The organism is Thioalkalivibrio sp. K90mix (assembly GCF_000025545.1).
GTDB lineage: Bacteria > Pseudomonadota > Gammaproteobacteria > Ectothiorhodospirales > Ectothiorhodospiraceae > Thioalkalivibrio.
Genome location: NC_013889.1, coordinates 703809 through 722484, shown reverse-complemented (window position 1 = coordinate 722484; position 18676 = coordinate 703809). Strand labels below are relative to the sequence as shown.

14 protein-coding genes are annotated in these 18676 nt (G+C 68.7%); 5 read left to right on the top strand and 9 right to left on the bottom strand.

Going from position 1 to position 18676, the window contains the following annotated elements; translation table 11 throughout:
- Positions 1-265 precede the first annotated feature (265 nt).
- The 5 genes from hisI (at position 266) to TK90_RS03380 (ending at position 5867) form a co-directional block, all read left to right on the top strand.
- Positions 266-709 carry a phosphoribosyl-AMP cyclohydrolase gene (hisI, locus tag TK90_RS03400; protein WP_026148265.1) on the top strand — a complete coding sequence of 148 codons (444 nt, stop codon included), beginning with the start codon at positions 266-268 and terminating at the stop codon, positions 707-709.
- Positions 706-2130, top strand: coding sequence for a cysteine--tRNA ligase (gene cysS / locus TK90_RS03395; RefSeq protein ID WP_012982089.1), 1425 nt, complete (start codon positions 706-708; stop codon positions 2128-2130). The genes hisI and cysS overlap by 4 nt, the downstream gene beginning before the upstream one ends.
- Positions 2131-2132: 2 nt before the next feature.
- Positions 2133-2789 carry a DUF1007 family protein gene (locus TK90_RS03390; protein ID WP_012982088.1) on the top strand — a complete coding sequence of 219 codons (657 nt, stop codon included), beginning with the start codon at positions 2133-2135 and terminating at the stop codon, positions 2787-2789.
- A 70-nt stretch (positions 2790-2859) separates the two neighbouring features.
- Positions 2860-3978: a nickel/cobalt transporter gene (locus tag TK90_RS03385; protein WP_012982087.1), complete on the top strand. Its 1119-nt coding sequence runs from the start codon at positions 2860-2862 to the stop codon at positions 3976-3978.
- 80 nt (positions 3979-4058) lie between these two features.
- Positions 4059-5867 carry a long-chain fatty acid--CoA ligase gene (locus TK90_RS03380; RefSeq protein WP_012982086.1) on the top strand — a complete coding sequence of 603 codons (1809 nt, stop codon included), beginning with the start codon at positions 4059-4061 and terminating at the stop codon, positions 5865-5867.
- A 21-nt stretch (positions 5868-5888) separates the two neighbouring features.
- Here TK90_RS03380 and TK90_RS03375 read toward each other — a convergent pair whose 3' ends face one another.
- The 9 genes from TK90_RS03375 to TK90_RS03335 form a co-directional block, all read right to left on the bottom strand.
- Positions 5889-6743 carry a uroporphyrinogen-III synthase gene (locus TK90_RS03375; protein ID WP_012982085.1) on the bottom strand — a complete coding sequence of 285 codons (855 nt, stop codon included), beginning with the start codon at positions 6741-6743 and terminating at the stop codon, positions 5889-5891.
- Positions 6740-8188, bottom strand: coding sequence for a siroheme synthase CysG (gene cysG, locus TK90_RS03370; RefSeq protein ID WP_012982084.1), 1449 nt, complete (start codon positions 8186-8188; stop codon positions 6740-6742). Before cysG ends, TK90_RS03375 begins: the two co-directional genes overlap by 4 nt.
- 2 nt (positions 8189-8190) lie before the next feature.
- Positions 8191-10881 (bottom strand): nitrate reductase, encoded by a 2691-nt coding sequence (locus TK90_RS03365; protein ID WP_012982083.1) that lies wholly within the window; start codon positions 10879-10881, stop codon positions 8191-8193.
- A gap of 1 nt (position 10882) precedes the next feature.
- Positions 10883-11254, bottom strand: coding sequence for a nitrite reductase small subunit NirD (gene nirD / locus TK90_RS03360; RefSeq protein ID WP_012982082.1), 372 nt, complete (start codon positions 11252-11254; stop codon positions 10883-10885).
- Positions 11251-13731, bottom strand: coding sequence for a nitrite reductase large subunit NirB (gene nirB / locus TK90_RS03355; RefSeq protein ID WP_012982081.1), 2481 nt, complete (start codon positions 13729-13731; stop codon positions 11251-11253). Before nirB ends, nirD begins: the two co-directional genes overlap by 4 nt.
- Positions 13731-14531, bottom strand: a complete 801-nt coding sequence (locus TK90_RS03350) for an ABC transporter ATP-binding protein (RefSeq protein WP_012982080.1) — start codon at positions 14529-14531, stop codon at positions 13731-13733. Before TK90_RS03350 ends, nirB begins: the two co-directional genes overlap by 1 nt.
- Before the next feature lie 25 nt (positions 14532-14556).
- A complete protein-coding gene (gene ntrB, locus TK90_RS03345; protein WP_012982079.1) occupies positions 14557-15492 on the bottom strand; it encodes a nitrate ABC transporter permease in 936 nt (311 codons plus the stop codon).
- Between the two features lie 48 nt (positions 15493-15540).
- Complete coding sequence (locus tag TK90_RS03340; RefSeq protein ID WP_041444180.1) at positions 15541-16845, bottom strand: CmpA/NrtA family ABC transporter substrate-binding protein; 1305 nt, start codon at positions 16843-16845, stop codon at positions 15541-15543.
- A gap of 488 nt (positions 16846-17333) precedes the next feature.
- A complete protein-coding gene (locus TK90_RS03335; protein ID WP_012982077.1) occupies positions 17334-18659 on the bottom strand; it encodes a nitrate regulatory protein in 1326 nt (441 codons plus the stop codon).
- Positions 18660-18676 lie beyond the last annotated feature (17 nt).

The following is an 18676-nucleotide window of genomic DNA, read 5'->3' as shown; positions in this document are numbered from 1 at the left end:
CCACCCAGCTGGCCGTGCGCCAGGCGCTGAGCGCCTTGCCGGTGGATGGGCCCCTATCCCGTGCCTCGCGCTCCAACCCATTCCCCTGCCCGCGCGGAAACCCGCTTGTGTATTGCTACTTTAGTCTGAGAATCCGCCACCCGCGCCGGGGTTGCAAGAACGATCGACGCACGCGCCTGACGGGCCCTTTCACCACGCGCGTTGATGTGCTCATCACGAGCGCAGGATGGTACCCTTGGCGCTGGTTTCCGCTATGCCGGCGTACATGTTCAAGACACTGGAAAAAGCCTCGCTCAACACCCGCCAGCCAGCCGCCGAGGTGCTGGAAAACCTCAAGCTGAATCCGGACGGCCTGATCCCCGCGATCGCCCAGCAGTTCGACAGCGGCGAGGTCCTGATGATGGCCTGGATGAACCGCGAGGCGCTGGACGAGACCCTGCGCACCGGGCGCGTGTGCTACTACTCGCGCTCGCGCCAGGCGCTGTGGCGCAAGGGCGAGCAGTCGGGTCAGGTGCAGCAGCTGCAGTCCCTGCACCTGGACTGCGACGGCGACACCATCCTGCTGAAGGTCGACCAGACCGGTCCCGCTTGCCATACCGGCCGGCGCAGCTGCTTCTACGTGCAGGTGGACAACGACGAGGTCGTGATCACCAGCGACCCGGAGATCGCCCCCGAGACCCTGTACGGCCACAAGGACGACCCGCAATGAGCACCACCCCCGGTCGCGAGCTGATCCTGCACAACACGCTCGGCGGGCGTGACGAGCCCTTTCGTCCGCAGGACCCCGAGCGCGTCACGCTCTATGTCTGCGGCCCTACCGTCTACAACCGGGTGCACGTGGGCAATGGCCGCCCGGTGGTGGTGTTCGACGTGCTCTTTCGCGTACTGCGCGAGCTCTACGGCCCGGAGCACGTAATTTACGCGCGCAACATCACCGACGTCGACGACAAGATCAACAAGGCCGCGGCGGAGAACGGCGAGCCGATCGCCGCGCTGACCGAACGCTACACCCGGGCCTTTCACGAGGACATCGCCGAGCTGGGCACGCTGCCACCGACCCTCGAGCCGCGCGCCACCGATCACATCCAGCCGATGATCGAGCTGATCGAACGGCTGATCGAGCGCGGCCATGCCTACCCGGCCGAGGGACACGTGCTGTTCGACGTCACCTCCTACCCGGACTATGGCGCGCTGTCCGGGCGCACGCTGGAAGACATGCAGGCCGGCGCCCGGGTCGAGGTCGCCCGCTACAAGCGCCACCCCGGCGACTTCGTGCTGTGGAAGCCGGCCGCCGAGGGCGAACCGGGCTGGGACAGCCTTTGGGGCTATGGCCGCCCCGGCTGGCACCTCGAATGCACCGCGATGATCCGCAGCCACCTGGGCGCAATGATCGACATCCACGGCGGCGGGCACGATCTCGTGTTCCCCCACCACGAGAACGAGATCGCCCAGGGCTGCGCGGCGGAGGGCTGCACCGAGCACGGCACGTACTACGCCCGTTACTGGGTGCACAACGGGCACGTGACCATCGACGGCGAGAAGATGTCCAAGTCGCTGGGCAACTTCCAGCTGCTGCATGACCTGCTGCAGGCCTGGCCAGGCGAAGTACTGCGCATGGCGCTGCTGTCGCGCCACTACCGCGCGCCACTGAATTTCTCCGAAGACACCCTGACCCAGTCGCGCAATGCCCTGAACGGGCTCTATCGCGTCCTGCGCGATCACGCCGATGTCGAACCAGCACCCGTAAACGCCGCCGACACGCCGGTGTTCACCGCCCTGCTCGACGACCTGAACACCCCCGGGGGCATCACCGCCCTGCACCGCCTGGCCGATGCCCTGGCCGCGGCCGGCGACCCGGCCGAACGCGCCCGCCTGAAAGGCGAACTGACAGCCGGCGCCGGGCTTCTCGGGTTGCTGCAGCAGGACCCGACGGCCTGGTTCCAGGGGGATGGCGAGGACCCCGGGCTTGCCGCCTGGGTGGAGGAACGCATCGCCGCGCGGCAGGCCGCGCGCAAGAACCGCGACTTTGCCACCGCCGACGCCATCCGCGACGAGCTCACCGCCCGCGGGATCGAACTCGAGGACACCCCGGAGGGGACACGCTGGCAGCGCAGCGGGAGCGTCGCCTGAACATGGGCCGCCGCCTCATCCGGCGACTCCTGCTGGGCCTGGCACTGCTGATCCCGGGCCTTGCCCTGGCACACCCCCACGCCTGGATCGACCTGCGCGTGGGGCTGGTGTTCGACGACAACGGCCAGCTGGAGCGCATGCAGCAAGCCTGGCTGATCGATCCGACCTACAGCCACATGCTGCTGGAAGAGATGACCCGGGACCTGGAAGGTGATATCGGGATCGAGGAGGCGCTGGATCGGGTGGCCGAGCGCATGCTGGAAAACCTGGCTGCCTACGACTACTTCACCGAACTGCACCACGACGACGCGGAGATCGCGGTCCCCCGGGCGGAAAACGCCCGGCTCTCGCTGGAGGATCGACGGCTTTATCTGCGCTTCGACCTGCCGCTGGCCGAACATGACCTGGAAGACGCCAACGGCTTCACGTATCGCGTGTTCGACCCGACCTACTGGATCGAGGTCCTGCATGATGCGGACGACGTGGTGCATATCGAAAATCGCCAGGGCTGCGAGGTGCAGATCGAAGAGGCGCGCCCGGACCCGCAGTTGATGCGCTATGCCGCCACCCTGGAACGCCAGGACCGCAGTCCTGTCGACAATCTCGGACGCTACTTCGCCGAGACCGCCACCCTGCAATGCCGGAACCGCTCGGACTGAGCGCGACCACACAGGATTAGAACGAAAAACCGTTCGATGAATCCGCAGGACAGCGTTATAGTGTAACGATATGATCGTCGCCCCCGCCCATCGACTGAACGGCCTCGCTGCTGCCCTGATTCTCCTGACCCTGGGGCTCTCCCTGTTGCTGGGTGCTTTCAGCGCCCACGCCGGCGAATCGGCCCATCCGCTGGGTGGCGGCGCCCCCGCGGGCGAGGCCGAGGAAAGCCCGTCCCCGCCGGATGCCACCACCGGACCCATGCCCGAAACGCTGGCCAAGCCCCCCGGAGCGCTCGAGCGCGTCACCGCCTGGATGCTCCAGACCCAGCGCCAGTTGCATCGCGACCTGACCCAGGGACTGCATGCCCTGCGCGACGCCCCCACCGCCCAGACGGCCGGCGCCCTGATCCTGATCAGCCTGCTGTACGGCATCTTCCACGCGGCCGGCCCGGGACATGGCAAGGCCGTGATCAGCGCCTATCTGCTGACCCAACCCCAGAACCTGAAGCGCGGCATCCTTCTCTCCACCGTCTCGGCGCTGGCCCAGGGGGTCACGGCCATCGTGCTGGTCGGGGTGCTAATCGGCCTGCTCGGCTGGCTGGCACGCGATACGCTGGGCCAGGTGCGCACCCTGGAGATCGCCAGTTTTGCGCTGGTCGCCCTGCTGGGCATCTGGCTGATGCTGCGCGCCCTGCGCCATGCCTGGCGCCTGCACAAGGCCCATGCCCAGGCCCGCGCTGAGGCCCGGCACAACCACGGGCACACAGACCACCACCATGATCACCATCACACTCACGACGACCACTGCGGTTGCGGCACCCCGCATCATGTCGACCCGAACCACAGCGGGACCTGGTGGGGCACGGTCGCGGCCGTGGGCATCCGCCCCTGTTCCGGCGCGGTGCTGATCATGGCGGTCTCGGCGGCCCTGGGCCTGGCCTGGGCCGGCGTGCTGGCCGTACTCGCCATGTCGCTGGGGACCGCAGCCACGGTATCCGTTCTGGCCACGCTGGCCGTCTCCGCACGCGACTGGACCCGCCGCTGGCTGGGCCCGACCCGCGTCGGCCGCCTGACCTACGTGGGCCCGGCCTTCGGGCTCGCCGGCGGCGGCATCATCGCACTGATCGGCATCAGCCTGGTGATCGGGGCCGCCGCCTACCGGCCCGCCGCCCACCCGCTGGGACTGTAGAACGCCACAGACGCCAAGGTTGCCGCACGGGTCCGGGTCCTCTAACGTCCCGAACATACTCCAAGCTGCGAGACGCGCCGATGTCCGATTCCGCGATCCGTCCCGACCAGGCCCCGACCCTCCCCTCGCTGTTCCGTGTCCGTGTCGAACAGACACCGGATGCCCCGGCCTACCGCCACTACAACACCGCGCGCGAGGCGTGGCAGCAGACCTCCTGGCGCGAGATGGGCGCGATGGTGGATCGCTGGCAGGCCGCACTGGCCGCGGAGGGCCTCAAGCCCGGCGAGCGTGTCGCATTGATGCTCGGCAACTCGCGCGAGTGGGTCGCGTTCGACCAGGCGGCGATGGGGCTGGGGCTGGTCCCGGTCCCGCTGTACACCGACGATCGTCCGGACAACGTCGCCTACATCATCGGCCAGACGCAGGCACGCATCCTGCTGCTGGGCGAGAGCGCCCACAGCCGCCGGCTGTCCGAGCACTTCGAGAACATGCCGTCGCTGCGGCGCATCGTGAACATCGGCGGCGAGGACACGGAGCCGGACGACGACCGCGTGACCGAGCTGGAAGACTGGCTCACGCGGCACGAAGCCACCGAATTCCACCACCCGGACCTCGATCCGGAGGCCATGGCCACGATCGTCTATACGTCCGGCACCACCGGGCGCCCCAAGGGCGTAATCCTCTCGCACCGCAACATCCTGGAGAACGCCTGGGCCTCCTCGCAGGCCGGCCCGCTGTCGCCCGCCGACCGGTTTCTGTCGTTCCTGCCGCTGTCGCACATGCTGGAACGCACCGCCGGGCTGTACATGCCCATGCTGATCGGTGCCGAGGTCGCCTTCGCGCGCTCCATTCAGGCCCTGGGAGAGGACCTGGTCAACGTGCGCCCCACCGTGCTGATCTCGGTGCCGCGCATCTACGAACGCGTACATGGCCGCATCCAGGCGGGGCTAAAACAGAAATCGGGCCTCGGCCGCGCCCTGTTCAAGGCAACCGTCAGCATCGGCTGGAAGCGCTTCGAGCACCAGCAGGGCCGGGGCGGCTGGTCCCCCGGTTTCCTGCTCTGGCCCGTACTGGAGCGCATTGTCGCGCGCAAGGTGCTGGACCGCCTGGGCGGCGAGCTACGCTTCGCGGTCTGCGGCGGCGCTCCCCTGCCCCCACCAATCGCCCAGTTCTTCATCGGCCTGGGCCTGCCGGTACTGCACGGATACGGAATGACCGAGGCCAGCCCGGTGGTCACCGTGAACACCCCGGACGACAACCTCCCCGCCTCGATCGGCAAGCCGCTGCCCGGAGTGGAAATCAGGATCGGCGAGATGGACGAACTGCTCACCCGCAGCCCTTGCGTGATGCTCGGCTACTGGAAGAACGAGGAGGCCACCCGCGAGACCATCGACGAAGACGGCTGGCTGCACAGTGGCGACCAGGCCCGCATCGACGACAGCGGGCATGTATTCATCACCGGGCGCATCAAGGACATCCTGGTGCTGACCAACGGCGAGAAGGTCCCGCCGGCCGACATGGAGATGGCGATCGCGCTGGATGCGCTGTTCGACCAGGTGATGATCGTGGGCGACAACCGCTCCTTCCTGACCGCGCTGGTCGTGCCGGAGCCGGAGGCCTGGGCCTCTTTTGCCAGCGACCATGACCTCGACGCCGAGACCGAGGGCCGGCTGCCACGCAAGGCCGAACGCGCCCTGCTGCAGCGCATCCAGTATCAGCTACGCGACTTCCCCGGCTACGCCAAGATCCGCCATGTGCATGTGACCCACGAGGCCTGGTCCGTGGACAACGGCATGCTGACCCCGACCATGAAGCTCAAGCGCCCGGTGATCGTCGAGCACTACAGCGAGGCCATCGAGGCGATGTACGCCGGCCACGACGGTCGCTAAGACCCGCGTCGGGCTCGTGATTCAGCGGCCATGTGCATCCAGGTGGCGCGCGAGCGCCGAGACCAGGGGTTTCATGAAGTACTGACTGTCGGGGACCACCGTCGGATGCACCCCGTGGGCGCGCAGCTCGTCGGCCACCACCGGGCCGATCGCGGCGACGACGGTGCGGCCGAGCGCCGCCAGCAGCGAATCCTGATACCCCGAGTCACGGGCAACGCGCAGCAGGCGCCGCACCTGGGCCTGGCTGGTGAAGGCGATCGCATCCACATCCCCCGCGATCATGGCCTCGATCAATCCAGTCACTCGCCCGGCCTCGGCGGCATCCGCATAGCGATAGGGCCAGACGGGAAAGTCCTCGGCACCGGCCTGCTCCAGAAACCCGAGCAGGCGCCGGTTGGGCTCCGCGCCGTAGAGCTGTAGCCCGATACGCCGCCCGGCCAGATCCTGTCCAGAAAGGGTTTCGATAATGCCCTCGGTCGTCGGGGCCACCGCGACCGCATCCGGCCGCACGCCGAAGGGCTTCATCACCCGCCCCGGCTTGGGGCCGCGCACCAGGGTCGGCGTCCGCCTCACGGCCGCCAGCCAGTCGTCCTCGCATCCGGCACGCTGCGCAAAGCCGGTCAGGCGGGTGAAGCCCTCGCCGGTCAGGAAGATCAGGCAATCGAACGGCGCCGCGATGGCCTTGTCCAGCCAGGTCTCGATCGCCACGCGGTCGGGGCTGTCGTGGATCGCGATCAGCGGGCAGCGCCAGACCTCGGCCCCGCGCCGCTCCAGCAGGCCGGCGAAGACCTCCAGCGCCCGGCTCTCCGGGAGCGCGACCCGGCAGCCGGCAAGCTCGCCGGAGACCGCACGCGCACGGATCGCCGGTCCGCTCACGCCGCGCTCGCGGACGCGGACCCCGGCATCGGCTGCGGGAACGTCGCAGCGGCACCGGCATCCGGCCGGAACCAGGCCAGGCGCTGATGACAGGCGGCGACCTCGCCGATCACGACCAGACTGGGCGAACCGACCTGTTCGCGTTCGGCCCGGGCCGCCAGGGTGTCCAGCGTGCCGGTCACGACGCGCTGATGCGCGGTGGTGCCGTTCTCGATGATCGCGGCCGGGGTCCGCCCGGCCCGGCCCGCACCCTTGAGCCCGCGGCAGATCTCCCCCAGCCCCTTGCGGCCCATATAGAACACCAGCGTCTCGCGGGTGTTCGTCAACTGCGACCAGTCCACGTCCAGCCGGCCCTCGCGGGTATGGCCGGTAATGAAGCGCACGGACTGGGCATGATCACGGTGGGTTAGCGGGATGCCCGAATAGGCGGAACAGCCACTGGCCGCGGTGATGCCGGGCACCACCTGGTAGGCCACGCCGTCGCGGGCGAGCACGTCCAGCTCCTCGCCGCCGCGGCCGAACACAAACGGGTCGCCGCCCTTCAGCCGTGCCACGCGCTTGCCCTCGCGCGCCAGCCGGGAGAGCAGCGCGCTGATCGCCTCCTGCGGCACGCAGTGGTGGTCACGCTCCTTGCCGACATAGAAGCGCTCGGCCTCGCGCCGGGCCAGGTTCACCACCTCGGAGGACACCAGGCGATCGTAGACGACCACGTCGGCCTGCTGCAGCAGACGCAACGCGCGGAAGGTCAGCAGGTCCGGATCACCCGGACCGGCACCGATCAGGTAGACCTCGCCCGGCGTGGCGGCATCCGCTTCATTCAATTCTTGCTCCAAGCGCTCTGCCGCCGCGTCCATGCGCCCGGCCAGGGCCAGCTCGGTGGCCGGCCCGGCAAAGGCCCGCTCCCAGAAGGCGCGCCGCGCGTTCACACTGTCGAAATGGGCGCGCACCCGGTCGCGCAGGCAACCGGCGAGATCCGCCAGGCGCCCGTAGCCGGTCGGGATCAGGCTCTCGATCTTCGCGCGCAGCAGACGCACCAGCACCGGTGCCCGGCCACCGGAGCCGATCGCGATGGTCAGCGGGCCGCGCTCGACGATGGCCGGCAGGATGAAGCTGCAAAGCTCCGGCTGGTCGGCCACGTTCACCGGGATCGCACGCGCGATGCAGTCCTCGGAGACCTGGCGGTTCACCGCCGCGTCATCGGTGGCGGCGATCACGATCGCCGCTTCACCCAGGCATTCGGTGTCATAGATACCCGGCTCGCGGGTGATCGGCTCCGGGTGCTCGCGCAGCAGACGCTCGGCGGCCTCGCTGTACGCAGGGGCCCGAAGGCGCACCCGCGCCCCGGCCTCCAGCAGCAGCGCTGCCTTGCGCGTTGCCACCGGGCCGGCCCCGACCACCAGGGCCTCACGGCCGTGCAACTGCATATAGATCGGCAGGTGTTCCATGCTCATCCCTCCCGCGCCACGGGATCCGTGGGCGCCTCGGATTCTTCATTCAACAGGGTCTGGATCTCGGGGCGGCAGGAGCCGCAGTTGGTACCGGCCTCGAGACAGGCACCCACGGCCTCGCAGGTCGCCAGCCCCTGCTCACGGATCGCCGTGCGGATGCGCGTCTCGTCCACGCCGAAGCAGGCGCAGACCAGGCGCCCGCGCGCGACCTGGCCGTTCGGCGGACGCCCCGTGAGCAGGGCCATGCGTTCGTCATCCGTGATCGACTCGGCTGCGAACAGACCGCCCAGCCATTCGCGCTCGGGCAGGCCCCGATCGGGCCCCGCGAACAGCACGCAGGCGAGCCGGCCCCCATGAATGCGCGCGACGCGGTAGCGACCACCCGCCGGGTCGGCGAACTCCAGCCACTCGCCGGGGCCATCCAGCCGTGCCCGCCAGTCGGCGATCTCGGGTGGCGCGCCACGTCCGGCCAGTTCGACGCGCAGATGCCGCGGGCCGCGCGCGGTCACCGCGTAGTCGGCCTCCGGCAGGGCCACGGGTTCGCGGCTCAGTACGAAGCCGTGCCAGTCCATCGCCGCCGGGCGCACCGAGACGGCGGTGTGCTTGAACGCCGGCTGCCCGGAGACCGGATCGACATGCGCGGGCACCAGGGCATCCACCCGCGCCAGCCGCGCGATCGGGCGGCTCCAGTGCATCGGCACAAACACGCTGCCGGGGCGTTGCTCACGGCTCACCTGCACCCGCGCCAGCAAACGCCCATGTCGGCTGGTCACCTCGGCCAGATCGCCCGCCTGCACACGGAACAGGCCGGCATCCACCGGATGGATCTCGACGAACGGTTCCGGCTGATGGGCACTCAGGCGCGGGGTACTCGCAGTGCGGGTCATGCTGTGCCACTGGTCACGGATGCGGCCGGTGTTCAGGCGCAGCGGGTACTCGGCATCGACTGGATCGGTTGGCGATTGCGGACTGACCGCCGCGAGCCGCGCACGACCGTTGGCCGTAAAGAAGCGGCCATCGGCGTAGAGCTGCGCCGTACCCGCCTCGGCTCCGGCGGGCAGCGGCCACTGCACCGGTTCGAGGGCCTCAAAGGCGGCCGCGTCGGTCGTGGCCAGTGCGCCGATGTCGAAGTCGCGCGTGCCGTCGTTTTCGAACGCGGACAGGGCCGCATGCTCGCGGAAAATCTCCACCGGCTGCGTATAGGGGAAGGCCTCGGCAAAGCCCAGGCGGCGGGCGACCTCGGCCAGCGCCCACCAGTCGTGACGCGCCTCGCCCGGGGGTTCCCGGAACGGGCGCTGGCGCGAGATGCGCCGCTCGGAATTGGTCACCGTGCCGTCCTTCTCGCCCCAGGTGGTCGCTGGCAACAGCACGTCGGCCACGCGGGTTGTCTCGGTCTCGCGCACGCAGTCGGAGACCACGACCAGCGGGCAGTCGCGCAGGGCCCGCTCGAAGCGTTCGGCTTCGGGCAGGCTGAACAAGGGATTGGTGCCGATAATCCAGATCGCCTTCACCTGCCCCGACTCGACCGCGCGGAACAGATCCAGCGCCTTGAGCCCCGGCTTGCGGGCGAGATTCGGTGCATTCCAGAAGCGACTTACGCGATCCAAAGACACTTCGTCGAAGCCCATGTGCGCGGCCAACTGGCTGGCCAGTCCGCCGACCTCGCGCCCACCCATCGCATTGGGCTGACCGGTCAGCGAGAACGGGCCCATGCCCGGGCGGCCGATGCGGCCGGTGGCCAGGTGCACGTTGAGGATCGTCCCGGCCTTGTCCACACCGCTGTCGGACTGGTTGATGCCCTGACAGAACGCGGTCACGGCCCGCTCCGTTCGAGCAAACCAACGGAAGAAGGTGGCCACCGCTTCGGGGTCCAGTTCGCAGGTCTCGGCGGTCACGGCAATCGACGGGCTGGAGGCGCGGGCCGCCGCCAGGGCGTCGGCAAAGCCGTCGACATGGCGTTCCAGGAATGCCGGGTCCAGGGCATCCTCGCGGCGCAGGTGATCCAGCAGGCCGTTGAACAACCAGGCATCCGTGCCCGGCGCCAGCGGCAGGTGCAGATCGGCCGCCTGGGCGGTGGCCGTGCGCCGCGGGTCGATCACCACCAGCTTCATCTCCGGGCGCGCCGCGCGGGCGGCCTGCAGGCACTGGAACAGGACCGGGTGCGCCCAGGCCATGTTGGAGCCCGTCACCACGACCAGATCGGCCTGCTCGAGATCGGTATAGCTCCCCGGCACGCCGTCCACGCCGAAGGCACGGGTATGGGCGGCCACGGCCGTGGACATGCAAAGCCGGGAGTTGGTGTCGATATTGGCCGAGCCGACAAAGCCCTTCATCAGCTTGTTGGCGACGTAGTAATCCTCGGTCAGGATCTGCCCGGAGACATACAGGGCAACCGCATCCGGCCCGTGCACCGCGATGGTCTCGCGAAAGCCGTCCGCCACATGATCCAGCGCGGTCTCCCAATCGACACGCCGCCCGCCGATCTCCGGGTGCAGCAGCCGGGCCTCGTCGCCGAGGGTCTCGGCCAGTGCCGCGCCCTTGGAGCACAGGCGCCCGGCATTCGCCGGATGGGCGGGGTCGCCGCGCACCGCGACCGGAAACTCGCCGTCCGGCGTCGCGGTCACCGCCACGCCGCAGCCCACTCCGCAATAGGGGCAGGTGGTGCGGGTCACCGACTCGGGCGCGGCCATCTCAGCCCGCCTCGCGGCAGGCGACCGGCACCTCAGCGGTATCATCCGCGGCGTCGCCCGTGGCGCCGGAGAAATCCAGCCACACCTGACCGTCGGTCACCCGTATCGGGAAGGCATGGGTACAGCCACTGTCCGCCCCGGTGGCCTCGCCGGACTGCAGGTCGATCACCCAGTTGTGCAGCGGGCAGGTCACGCGCTCGCCGTGGACGATGCCCTGCGACAGCGGCCCGCCCTTGTGCGGGCACTGGTCGCGCAGGGCAAACACGCGGTCATCCGCGGCGCGGAACACGGCGATGTCGCCGTTCGGACTCGCCACTACGCGCGCACCCAGCGGCGGGATGTCCTCGAGCGGACAGATCGCAAGCCAGCTCATGCCGACACCCCCTGGCGCGGGGGCGCGTCCACCGGCGTGATCGGAATGAACTCGTGCGCCGCATGCCCGGCGGCCCGCTCGGCCCAGGGGTCCACCTGCGCCACCTCCTGCGACTCCAGGAAGCGGGCGTACAGTGCCGCGCGGTTCTCGGCGTCGTCCACCAGGCGTTCCTTCACCCGGGTCAGCCCGACGCGCTCGATCCACGGGGCGGTGCGTTCCAGGTAGCGCGCGTCTTCGCGGTAGAACTGCATGAAGGCCCCGGCATATTCCAGCACCTCGGCCTCGGTCTCCACCTTGCAGAGGAAGTCGGTGGCGCGCACCTTCACCCCGCCGTTGCCGCCCACGTGCAGCTCGTAGCCCGAGTCCACGCAGACCACGCCCAGGTCCTTGATCGTGGCCTCGGCGCAGTTACGCGGACAGCCAGAGACCGCCATCTTGAACTTGTGCGGGGTCCAGGAGCCCCAGCTCATCCGTTCCAGCTGGATGCCGAGTCCGGTCGAGTCCTGGGTGCCAAAGCGGCACCACTCGGAGCCGACACAGGTCTTCACCGTACGCAGGGCCTTGCCGTAGGCATGGCCGGAGACAAACCCGGCGTCGCCGAGATCGCGCCACATCGCCGGCAGGTCGGCCTTCTTCACCCCCAGCAGGTCGATGCGCTGGCCGCCGGTGAACTTGACCGTGGGCACCTGGTAGCGCTCGGCCACCTCGGCGATCGCGCGCAGCTCGGCCGGGGTGGTCACCCCGCCCCAGATGCGCGGCACGACGGAATAGGTACCGTCCTTCTGGATGTTGCCGTGGGCGCGCTCGTTGATGAAGCGCGACTGGGCGTCGTCCTGGTAGTCCTTCGGCCAGGCCGCCAGCAGGTAGTAGTTGAGCGCCGGACGGCAGACATGGCAGCCGTTCGGGGTCTTCCAGTCGAGGGCCTCGAACACCGCGTCCATGGTCTTCAGGCCGTCGCGGGTGATCGCCGCGCGAACCTCGTCGTGACTGTGATCGGTGCAGGCGCAGACGGGCTTTTTCGCCGGGGCATCGGAGTAGTCACCGCCCAGCGTGGTCGCCAGCAGCGACTCGACCAGTCCGGTGCAGGAACCGCAGGAGTTCGAGGCCTTGGTGTGGGCACGCACGTCCTCCAGCGTGAACAGCTTGTGCTCGCTGATCGCCTGGACGATCTCGCCCTTGCACACGCCATTGCAGCCGCAGATCTCGGCGTTGTCCGGCATCGCCGCCACGCGCGAGGCCTCGTCGCCATGACCGGAGTCGCCGATATGCGCCTGGCCGAACAGCAGGTTCTCGCGGATGTCGGCCACTGGCGTTCCGTCCCGCATCAGCTGGAAGTACCAGGAGCCGTCCAGGGTATCGCCGTACAGCACGGCCCCCTGGATGCGGTTGTCCTTCAGCACCAGGCGCTTGTAGACGCCGCGCGCGGCATCCTTGAACACCAGGTCCTCGGTGGTCTCGTCGCCGGTGAAGTCGCCGGCGGAGAACAGGTCGATCCCGGTCACCTTCAGCTTGGTGGAGGTCATCGAGCCCTCGTAGCGCCCAATGCCGTACTCGGCCAGGTGGTTGGCGCAGACCTTCGCCTGCTCCCACAGGGGCGCGACCAGGCCGTAGGTGGCGCCGCGGTGCTGCACACACTCGCCGACCGCGTAGATCGACGGGTCATAGGTCTGCATCGTGTCGTTCACCACCACGCCGCGCTCGCAGTGCAGCCCGGCGGACTCGGCCAGCGCGGTGTTCGGACGGATGCCGACCGCCATCACCACCAGATCCGCCTCGACCTCGCTGCCGTCGGTGAAGCGCACGCCGGTGACGCGGTCCTCGCCCAGGATCGCCTCGGTCTGGTGCGCCATGCGAAAACGCATGCCGCGCTCCTCCAGCGAGCCGCGCAGCATCCCGGCGGCCTCGGCATCCAGCTGGCGCTCCATCAGGTGATCCATCAGGTGCACCACGGTGACCTCCATGCCCTGGCGCATCAGGCCGTTGGCAGCCTCCAGGCCCAGCAGGCCGCCGCCGATCACCACCGCATGCTGGTGTGCGCGGCTGGCCGCGAGCATCGCGTCCACGTCGTGGATGTCGCGGAAGGCAACCACGCCCTCCAGTTCGTGCCCCGGCACCGGGATCATCACCGGGTCGGAGCCGGTCGCCAGCAGCAGGCGGTCATAGGGCGCCTCGGTGCCGTCCTCGGCGATCACCCGCCGGTTCACGCGGTCGATCCGCTCGATGCGTCGGCCCTTGTGCAGGGTGATGCCGCGTTCGGCATACCAGGCATCGTCGTTCAGCATGATCTCGTCGACGGTCTTCTCCGAGGCCAGCACCGGCGAGAGCATGATGCGGTTGTAGTTGCCCCAGGGCTCGGCGCCGAACACGGTGATGTCGTACATGTCCGGCGTGAGCTTCAAGAGCTCCTCGACCGTGCGCATGCCGGCCATGCCGTTGCCGATCAGGACCAGCCGCGGCTTGTCGTTCGCGGTATCCATCACGCGGCCTCCGACTCGGGGTTCTTGTGGCGCTCGTGGAGAAAGCGCAGCACCTCGGCCCGGTAGTGGTTGTACTGGGGGTTGTCGGCCATCACCAGGCGCTCGCGCGGCTTCGGCAGGTCGATCTCCAGGATCTCGCCGATGGTCGCCGCCGGGCCGTTGGTCATCATCACGATGCGGTCGGACAGCAGCACCGCCTCGTCCACGTCGTGGGTGACCATCAGCACGGTGTTGCCCAGCTCCGACTGGATGCGCATCACCTCGTCCTGCAGGTGCGCCCGGGTCAACGCATCCAGCGCGCCGAAGGGCTCGTCCATCAGCAGGACCTTCGGCTCCATCGCCAGCGCCCGGGCGATGCCCACGCGCTGCTTCATGCCGCCGGAGATCTCGTCCGGGCGCTTGTCCAGCGCGTGGCTCATGCCGACCATATCCAGCGTCTGCAGGATCCACTCGCGGCGCTCGGCGGCGGATTTCTTGCCCTTGAAGGTCTTGTCCACCGCCAGTGCCACGTTGTCGCGCACGGTCAGCCAGGGCAGCAGGGAGTGGTTCTGGAACACGACGCTGCGATCCGGACCCGGCTTGCTGACCTCCTTGCCGTCCAGGATCACCGCGCCGGTGCTGGTCTCCAGCAGCCCGGCGACGATGTTGAGCACCGTCGACTTGCCGCAGCCGGAGTGGCCGATAATGGAGAGGAACTCGCCGCGGTCCACGTGCAGGTCGACGTCGCGCAGCACCTCGCTGGCCGTCGGTCCTTCGCCAAAGGTCTTGTGGACGTGTTCGATGGAGAGATAGCTGGTCATGATGATTCTCCTGTGAGGGGCCGGATCAGCCGGCCTGCGTGCCGCGGGTGACCCATTTGCCGACGGTCGCGACCAGACGGTCGAGGAAGAACCCGACCAGGCCGACGTAGACCAGGGCCAGCACGATGTCGCTGAGCATGGAGGCGTTCCAGGCATCCCAGATAAAGAAGCCGATGCCGACCCCGCCGATCAGCATCTCGGCGGCGACGATCGCCAGCCAGGCGAGGCCGATGCCGATGCGCAGACCGGAGAAGACATACGGCGCGGCGGCCGGGAGCATGATCTTGGTGAAGTACTCGAAGCCGTTCAGGCGCAGCACGCGGGCCACGTTCACGTAGTCCTGCGAGATATTCCGGATGCCGACCGAGGTGTTGATGATGATCGGCCAGATCGCGGTGATGAAGATCACGAAGATGGCCGACGGGTTGCTCGCCTGGAACGCGGCCAGGGAGATCGGCAGCCAGGCCAGCGGCGGCACGGTGCGCAGCACCTGGAACAGCGGGTCCAGCCCGCGCATCGCCCAGGTGGACTGGCCGACCAGCACGCCGAGACCGATCCCGGCGACCACCGCCAGGGCGTAGCCGTAGGCCACGCGTTCCAGGCTGGCGAGCAGCTGCCAGGCCATGCCCACGTCGTTGCCGCCGTAGTCATAGAACGGGTTGACGATCAGTTCCCAGGTGTCGGTGATCACCTGACTCGGGCCGGGCAGTACGGCTCCCTGGGAGGACGTCATCATTTCCCAAAGGAGCAAAAAAATCGCGGTCACGATCACCGGGGGCAGGACCACGGTAGCCGCGTTGCGCATACGCCGGGCCCAGGCCCCGGGGTCGGGCGGCGGGGCACCGCCGGACCGGGCCGACGGCGCCGCCGGCCGGGCCACCGCGGCCGTGGAGGTCTCCGCGGCCGCCGGGCGTTCGCGCCCGGCGCCGAAGGTCATGTTGCGATCGAGAATGGCACTCATCGTCGAATCCTCTTGAATCGTCTGTGCAGGGGGCGTCGGGCCGTCGCGTCAGGACGCGAGCGCCTTGATCTCCAGGCTGTCGAGATAGGCCTGTGGGTCTTCCGGGTCGAAGACCTTGCCGTCGAAGAACTCTTCCTTGCCGCGCGAGGTGGACTCGGGGATGTCGGCCGAATCGATGCCGAGCGTGTCGGCCGCCTCGCGCCAGATGTCCTCGCGGTTGACCTCGTCCACCAGGGCCTGCATGTCGAGATCCGGCGGCAGGTAGCCCCAGCGGATGTCCTCGGTGAGGAACCACAGGTCGTGGCTCTTGAAGGGATAGGAGGCCTGGTCGTTCCAGTAGCGCATGCGGTCGGGATGGTCCTCGACCACGCGGCCGGTGCCGTAGTCGAAGTGCCCCTGCATGCGGTCGATGATGTCGCCGTACGGGGCATGGATGTAGCGCCGGCGCGAGCAGATCTCGGCGACCTCCTCGATATTCGCCGGGTCCTCGCAGTACATCTGCGCCTCCATCACCGCCATGGTCAGGGCGCGGGCCGCGTTCGGGTTCGCCTCCACCCAGTCCGCGCGCATGCCCAGCGCCTTCTCGGGATGGTTGTGCCAGAGCTCGCCGGTGGTGTTCGCGGTATAGCCGATGCCCTGGTTGATCAGCTGCATGTTCCAGGGCTCGCAGACACAGAAGGTGTCCATGGACCCGACGCGCATGTTGGCGACCATCTGCGCCGGCGGCACGACGATGGTGGAGATGTCGCGGTTCGGGTCGATCCCGCCGGCCGCCATCCAGTAGCGAATCCACAGGTCATGGGTGCCGCCGGGGAAGGTCATCGCCGCGCGTACCTCGTCGCCGCCGGCGCGCTTCTCCGCCAGCGCCTCCTTGAACTCCCCGGTCTCCAGGCCGACCTTCAGATCGGCGTATTCATCGCCCACCGAGATACACTGTCCGGCCAGGTTCAGCCGCGCGAGGATGCTCATCGGCGTACCGCGACGATGGATCAGGTAGGGCATCGGCGTCAGAATGTGCGAGCCGTCGATGCCGCCGCGGCGCGAGCCCAGTTCCAGGTTGTCGCGCACCGTGCCCCAGGAGGACTGCTTCAGCACCTGTACGTCCGGCATGCCGTGGGCGGCGAAGAACCCCTTCTCCAGCGCGACGAACAGCGGTGCGGCATCCGTCAGGGCAATAAAGCCCAGCTTCGCCTCGGTGGTCTCCGGCTTGCCGTTGCCGGCCTTCGCATACCCCCAGGGCGCGGCCCCGGAAACGCCCAGCGCGGTCGCGCCGATCCCGGCGGCCATGCCGCCCAGGAAACGCCGGCGCGACAGGCCGGGGGTCTTCTTCGTGTCGTTCGTGTGATCGGTCATTGCGGGTTCACTCCCCTTGTCAGGCAACTCGTCCAAAAACGAAAAAAGGCGTCGCATCAGCCCGGCCGCTTGTGCAGCCGGGTGATGGACGCCTTTGTCCAGTCCCGTGGGAGGCCCGGTCATCGGGTCTCCCTGTTGTCAGGCGACGAACCGCCATTGGCTCGTCTTGCCGATACTCCTGCAGGAGGTGTGCCAATTAGCCGTTGCTAATCGACCTCGCCGGAAACAATCGCGCCATGGCGCGGGAAAATCGGATGGTTCGCCGTATGGAGTTGAACGCTGTCGGAAAACCCGGCGTCCGGGAGACGATCCGCAAGGCACCAGACTGGGGCGCGCTTGCGGTGCAGATGAACCGCGCTGGTGCACAACCTGTAGGAGCCGCCTTGGCGGCGAAGCCCCTGCCAGTGGCAGACACTGGCAGGGGCTTCGCGGGCAAGCCCGCGCCCACAGAGGCGCCGCCCACCGGCATCCCTTTCCCGGGGAATGGGCTACAGACCGCCCTTGCCCAGCAGGTCGGACATCGCGACGGTCGCCTCGGCGACCTCGGCCAGGCGCCGGTTCTGGTTCATCGCGGTCTGGCGCAGGAGCTTGTAGGCCTGATCCTCGCTGAGGCCGCGGTGCTGGATCAGCAGCGCCTTGGCGCGCTCGATGGTCTTGCGTTCGTCCAGGGCCTGGCGTGCCGCATGCAATTCGTCCTCCACCGACTGCAGCCGGGTCGCCTGGCGCTGCACCAGGTCCATCACCGAGTGCCCGACGATCGGGACGTTGAGTACGGTCTCGCCCTCCTCCTGCGTGCTCTCCAGGCCCTCCGGCGCGCCGAAAAACACCGCATACGGCACGCTGTCGCGCAGCTCCGACTCGGCGAGTTGCTCCACCCGATCACGCACAGCGCCCAGGTCCGCGCGATCCGCCGTGATGCGTGCCGAACAGCACTCGTTCAGGTGCATCTCCAGCAGGTCCTCGATCTCCTTCATCGCGTCGATGCGCGCGGTGGTGCAGGCAAACCAGGTCTCGGCGCGGGCCGGGTCCGGCAGGGGATCGCCCCGGAGATCGCCGTGGGTACAGGCCTGACGGCGCAGCCGCTCGACCTCCGCCGCGAAGCCCGCGCCCTGCAGTTCCTGCCAGGCCGCGCAGGCGGGCTTCGGGGCAAACTCGGAGAAGATCCGAAACGAGCGTTCCTGGGCATCGATCCGGTGCAACAGGGACTGGCGCAGTTCGCCATCGAACACGCCCTGACCAAAGCCGGCGGCCCCGATCGCGCGTTCCTGGCCCGCCAGCTCCTTGCCCTGCATGAAGTTCAGCAGGGCCACCAGGGCCCGCGAGACCTCCGGGTCCGTGGCGGAGTCAGCGGCCTCGAACACCACTGCCAGCAGCGACCGGATCAGCTCGCTGAAGCCGCGCATCGCCTCCATCGGCGAGAGCGTGCGTTCGCTGACCTCCGCCCGCAGGCTGGGCAGACCCGACAGGCCATGCAGCGCCAGCGCCATGCGCCCCAGCAGACGGCTGCGCGCGTGGGCACAGGCCCCGGGCTCCAGCCAGCCATCAAGGTGTTCACGAAACGCCTGTGCGGTGGTGTCGGATTCAGCTCGGTACTGCGCTAGTTCGTCCGCATAGCGCTGGCCACCGGAGCCGATCCAGAGGCTGGAGGCACCGCGTTCGCGCTGGAGCTGATGCACCAGCGCGCGGATGCGCCCGACCAGCTGTACCGCCTCCAGCAGGCGCTCCAGGCTCACCACCTCGCACTTGCGCGAGGCGACCAGGAAGTCGCCAATGGCCTCTTCGAAGGAAAAACTCGGGGATGGGGTCTGGGTCATGCTCGTCGTCCGTGGAT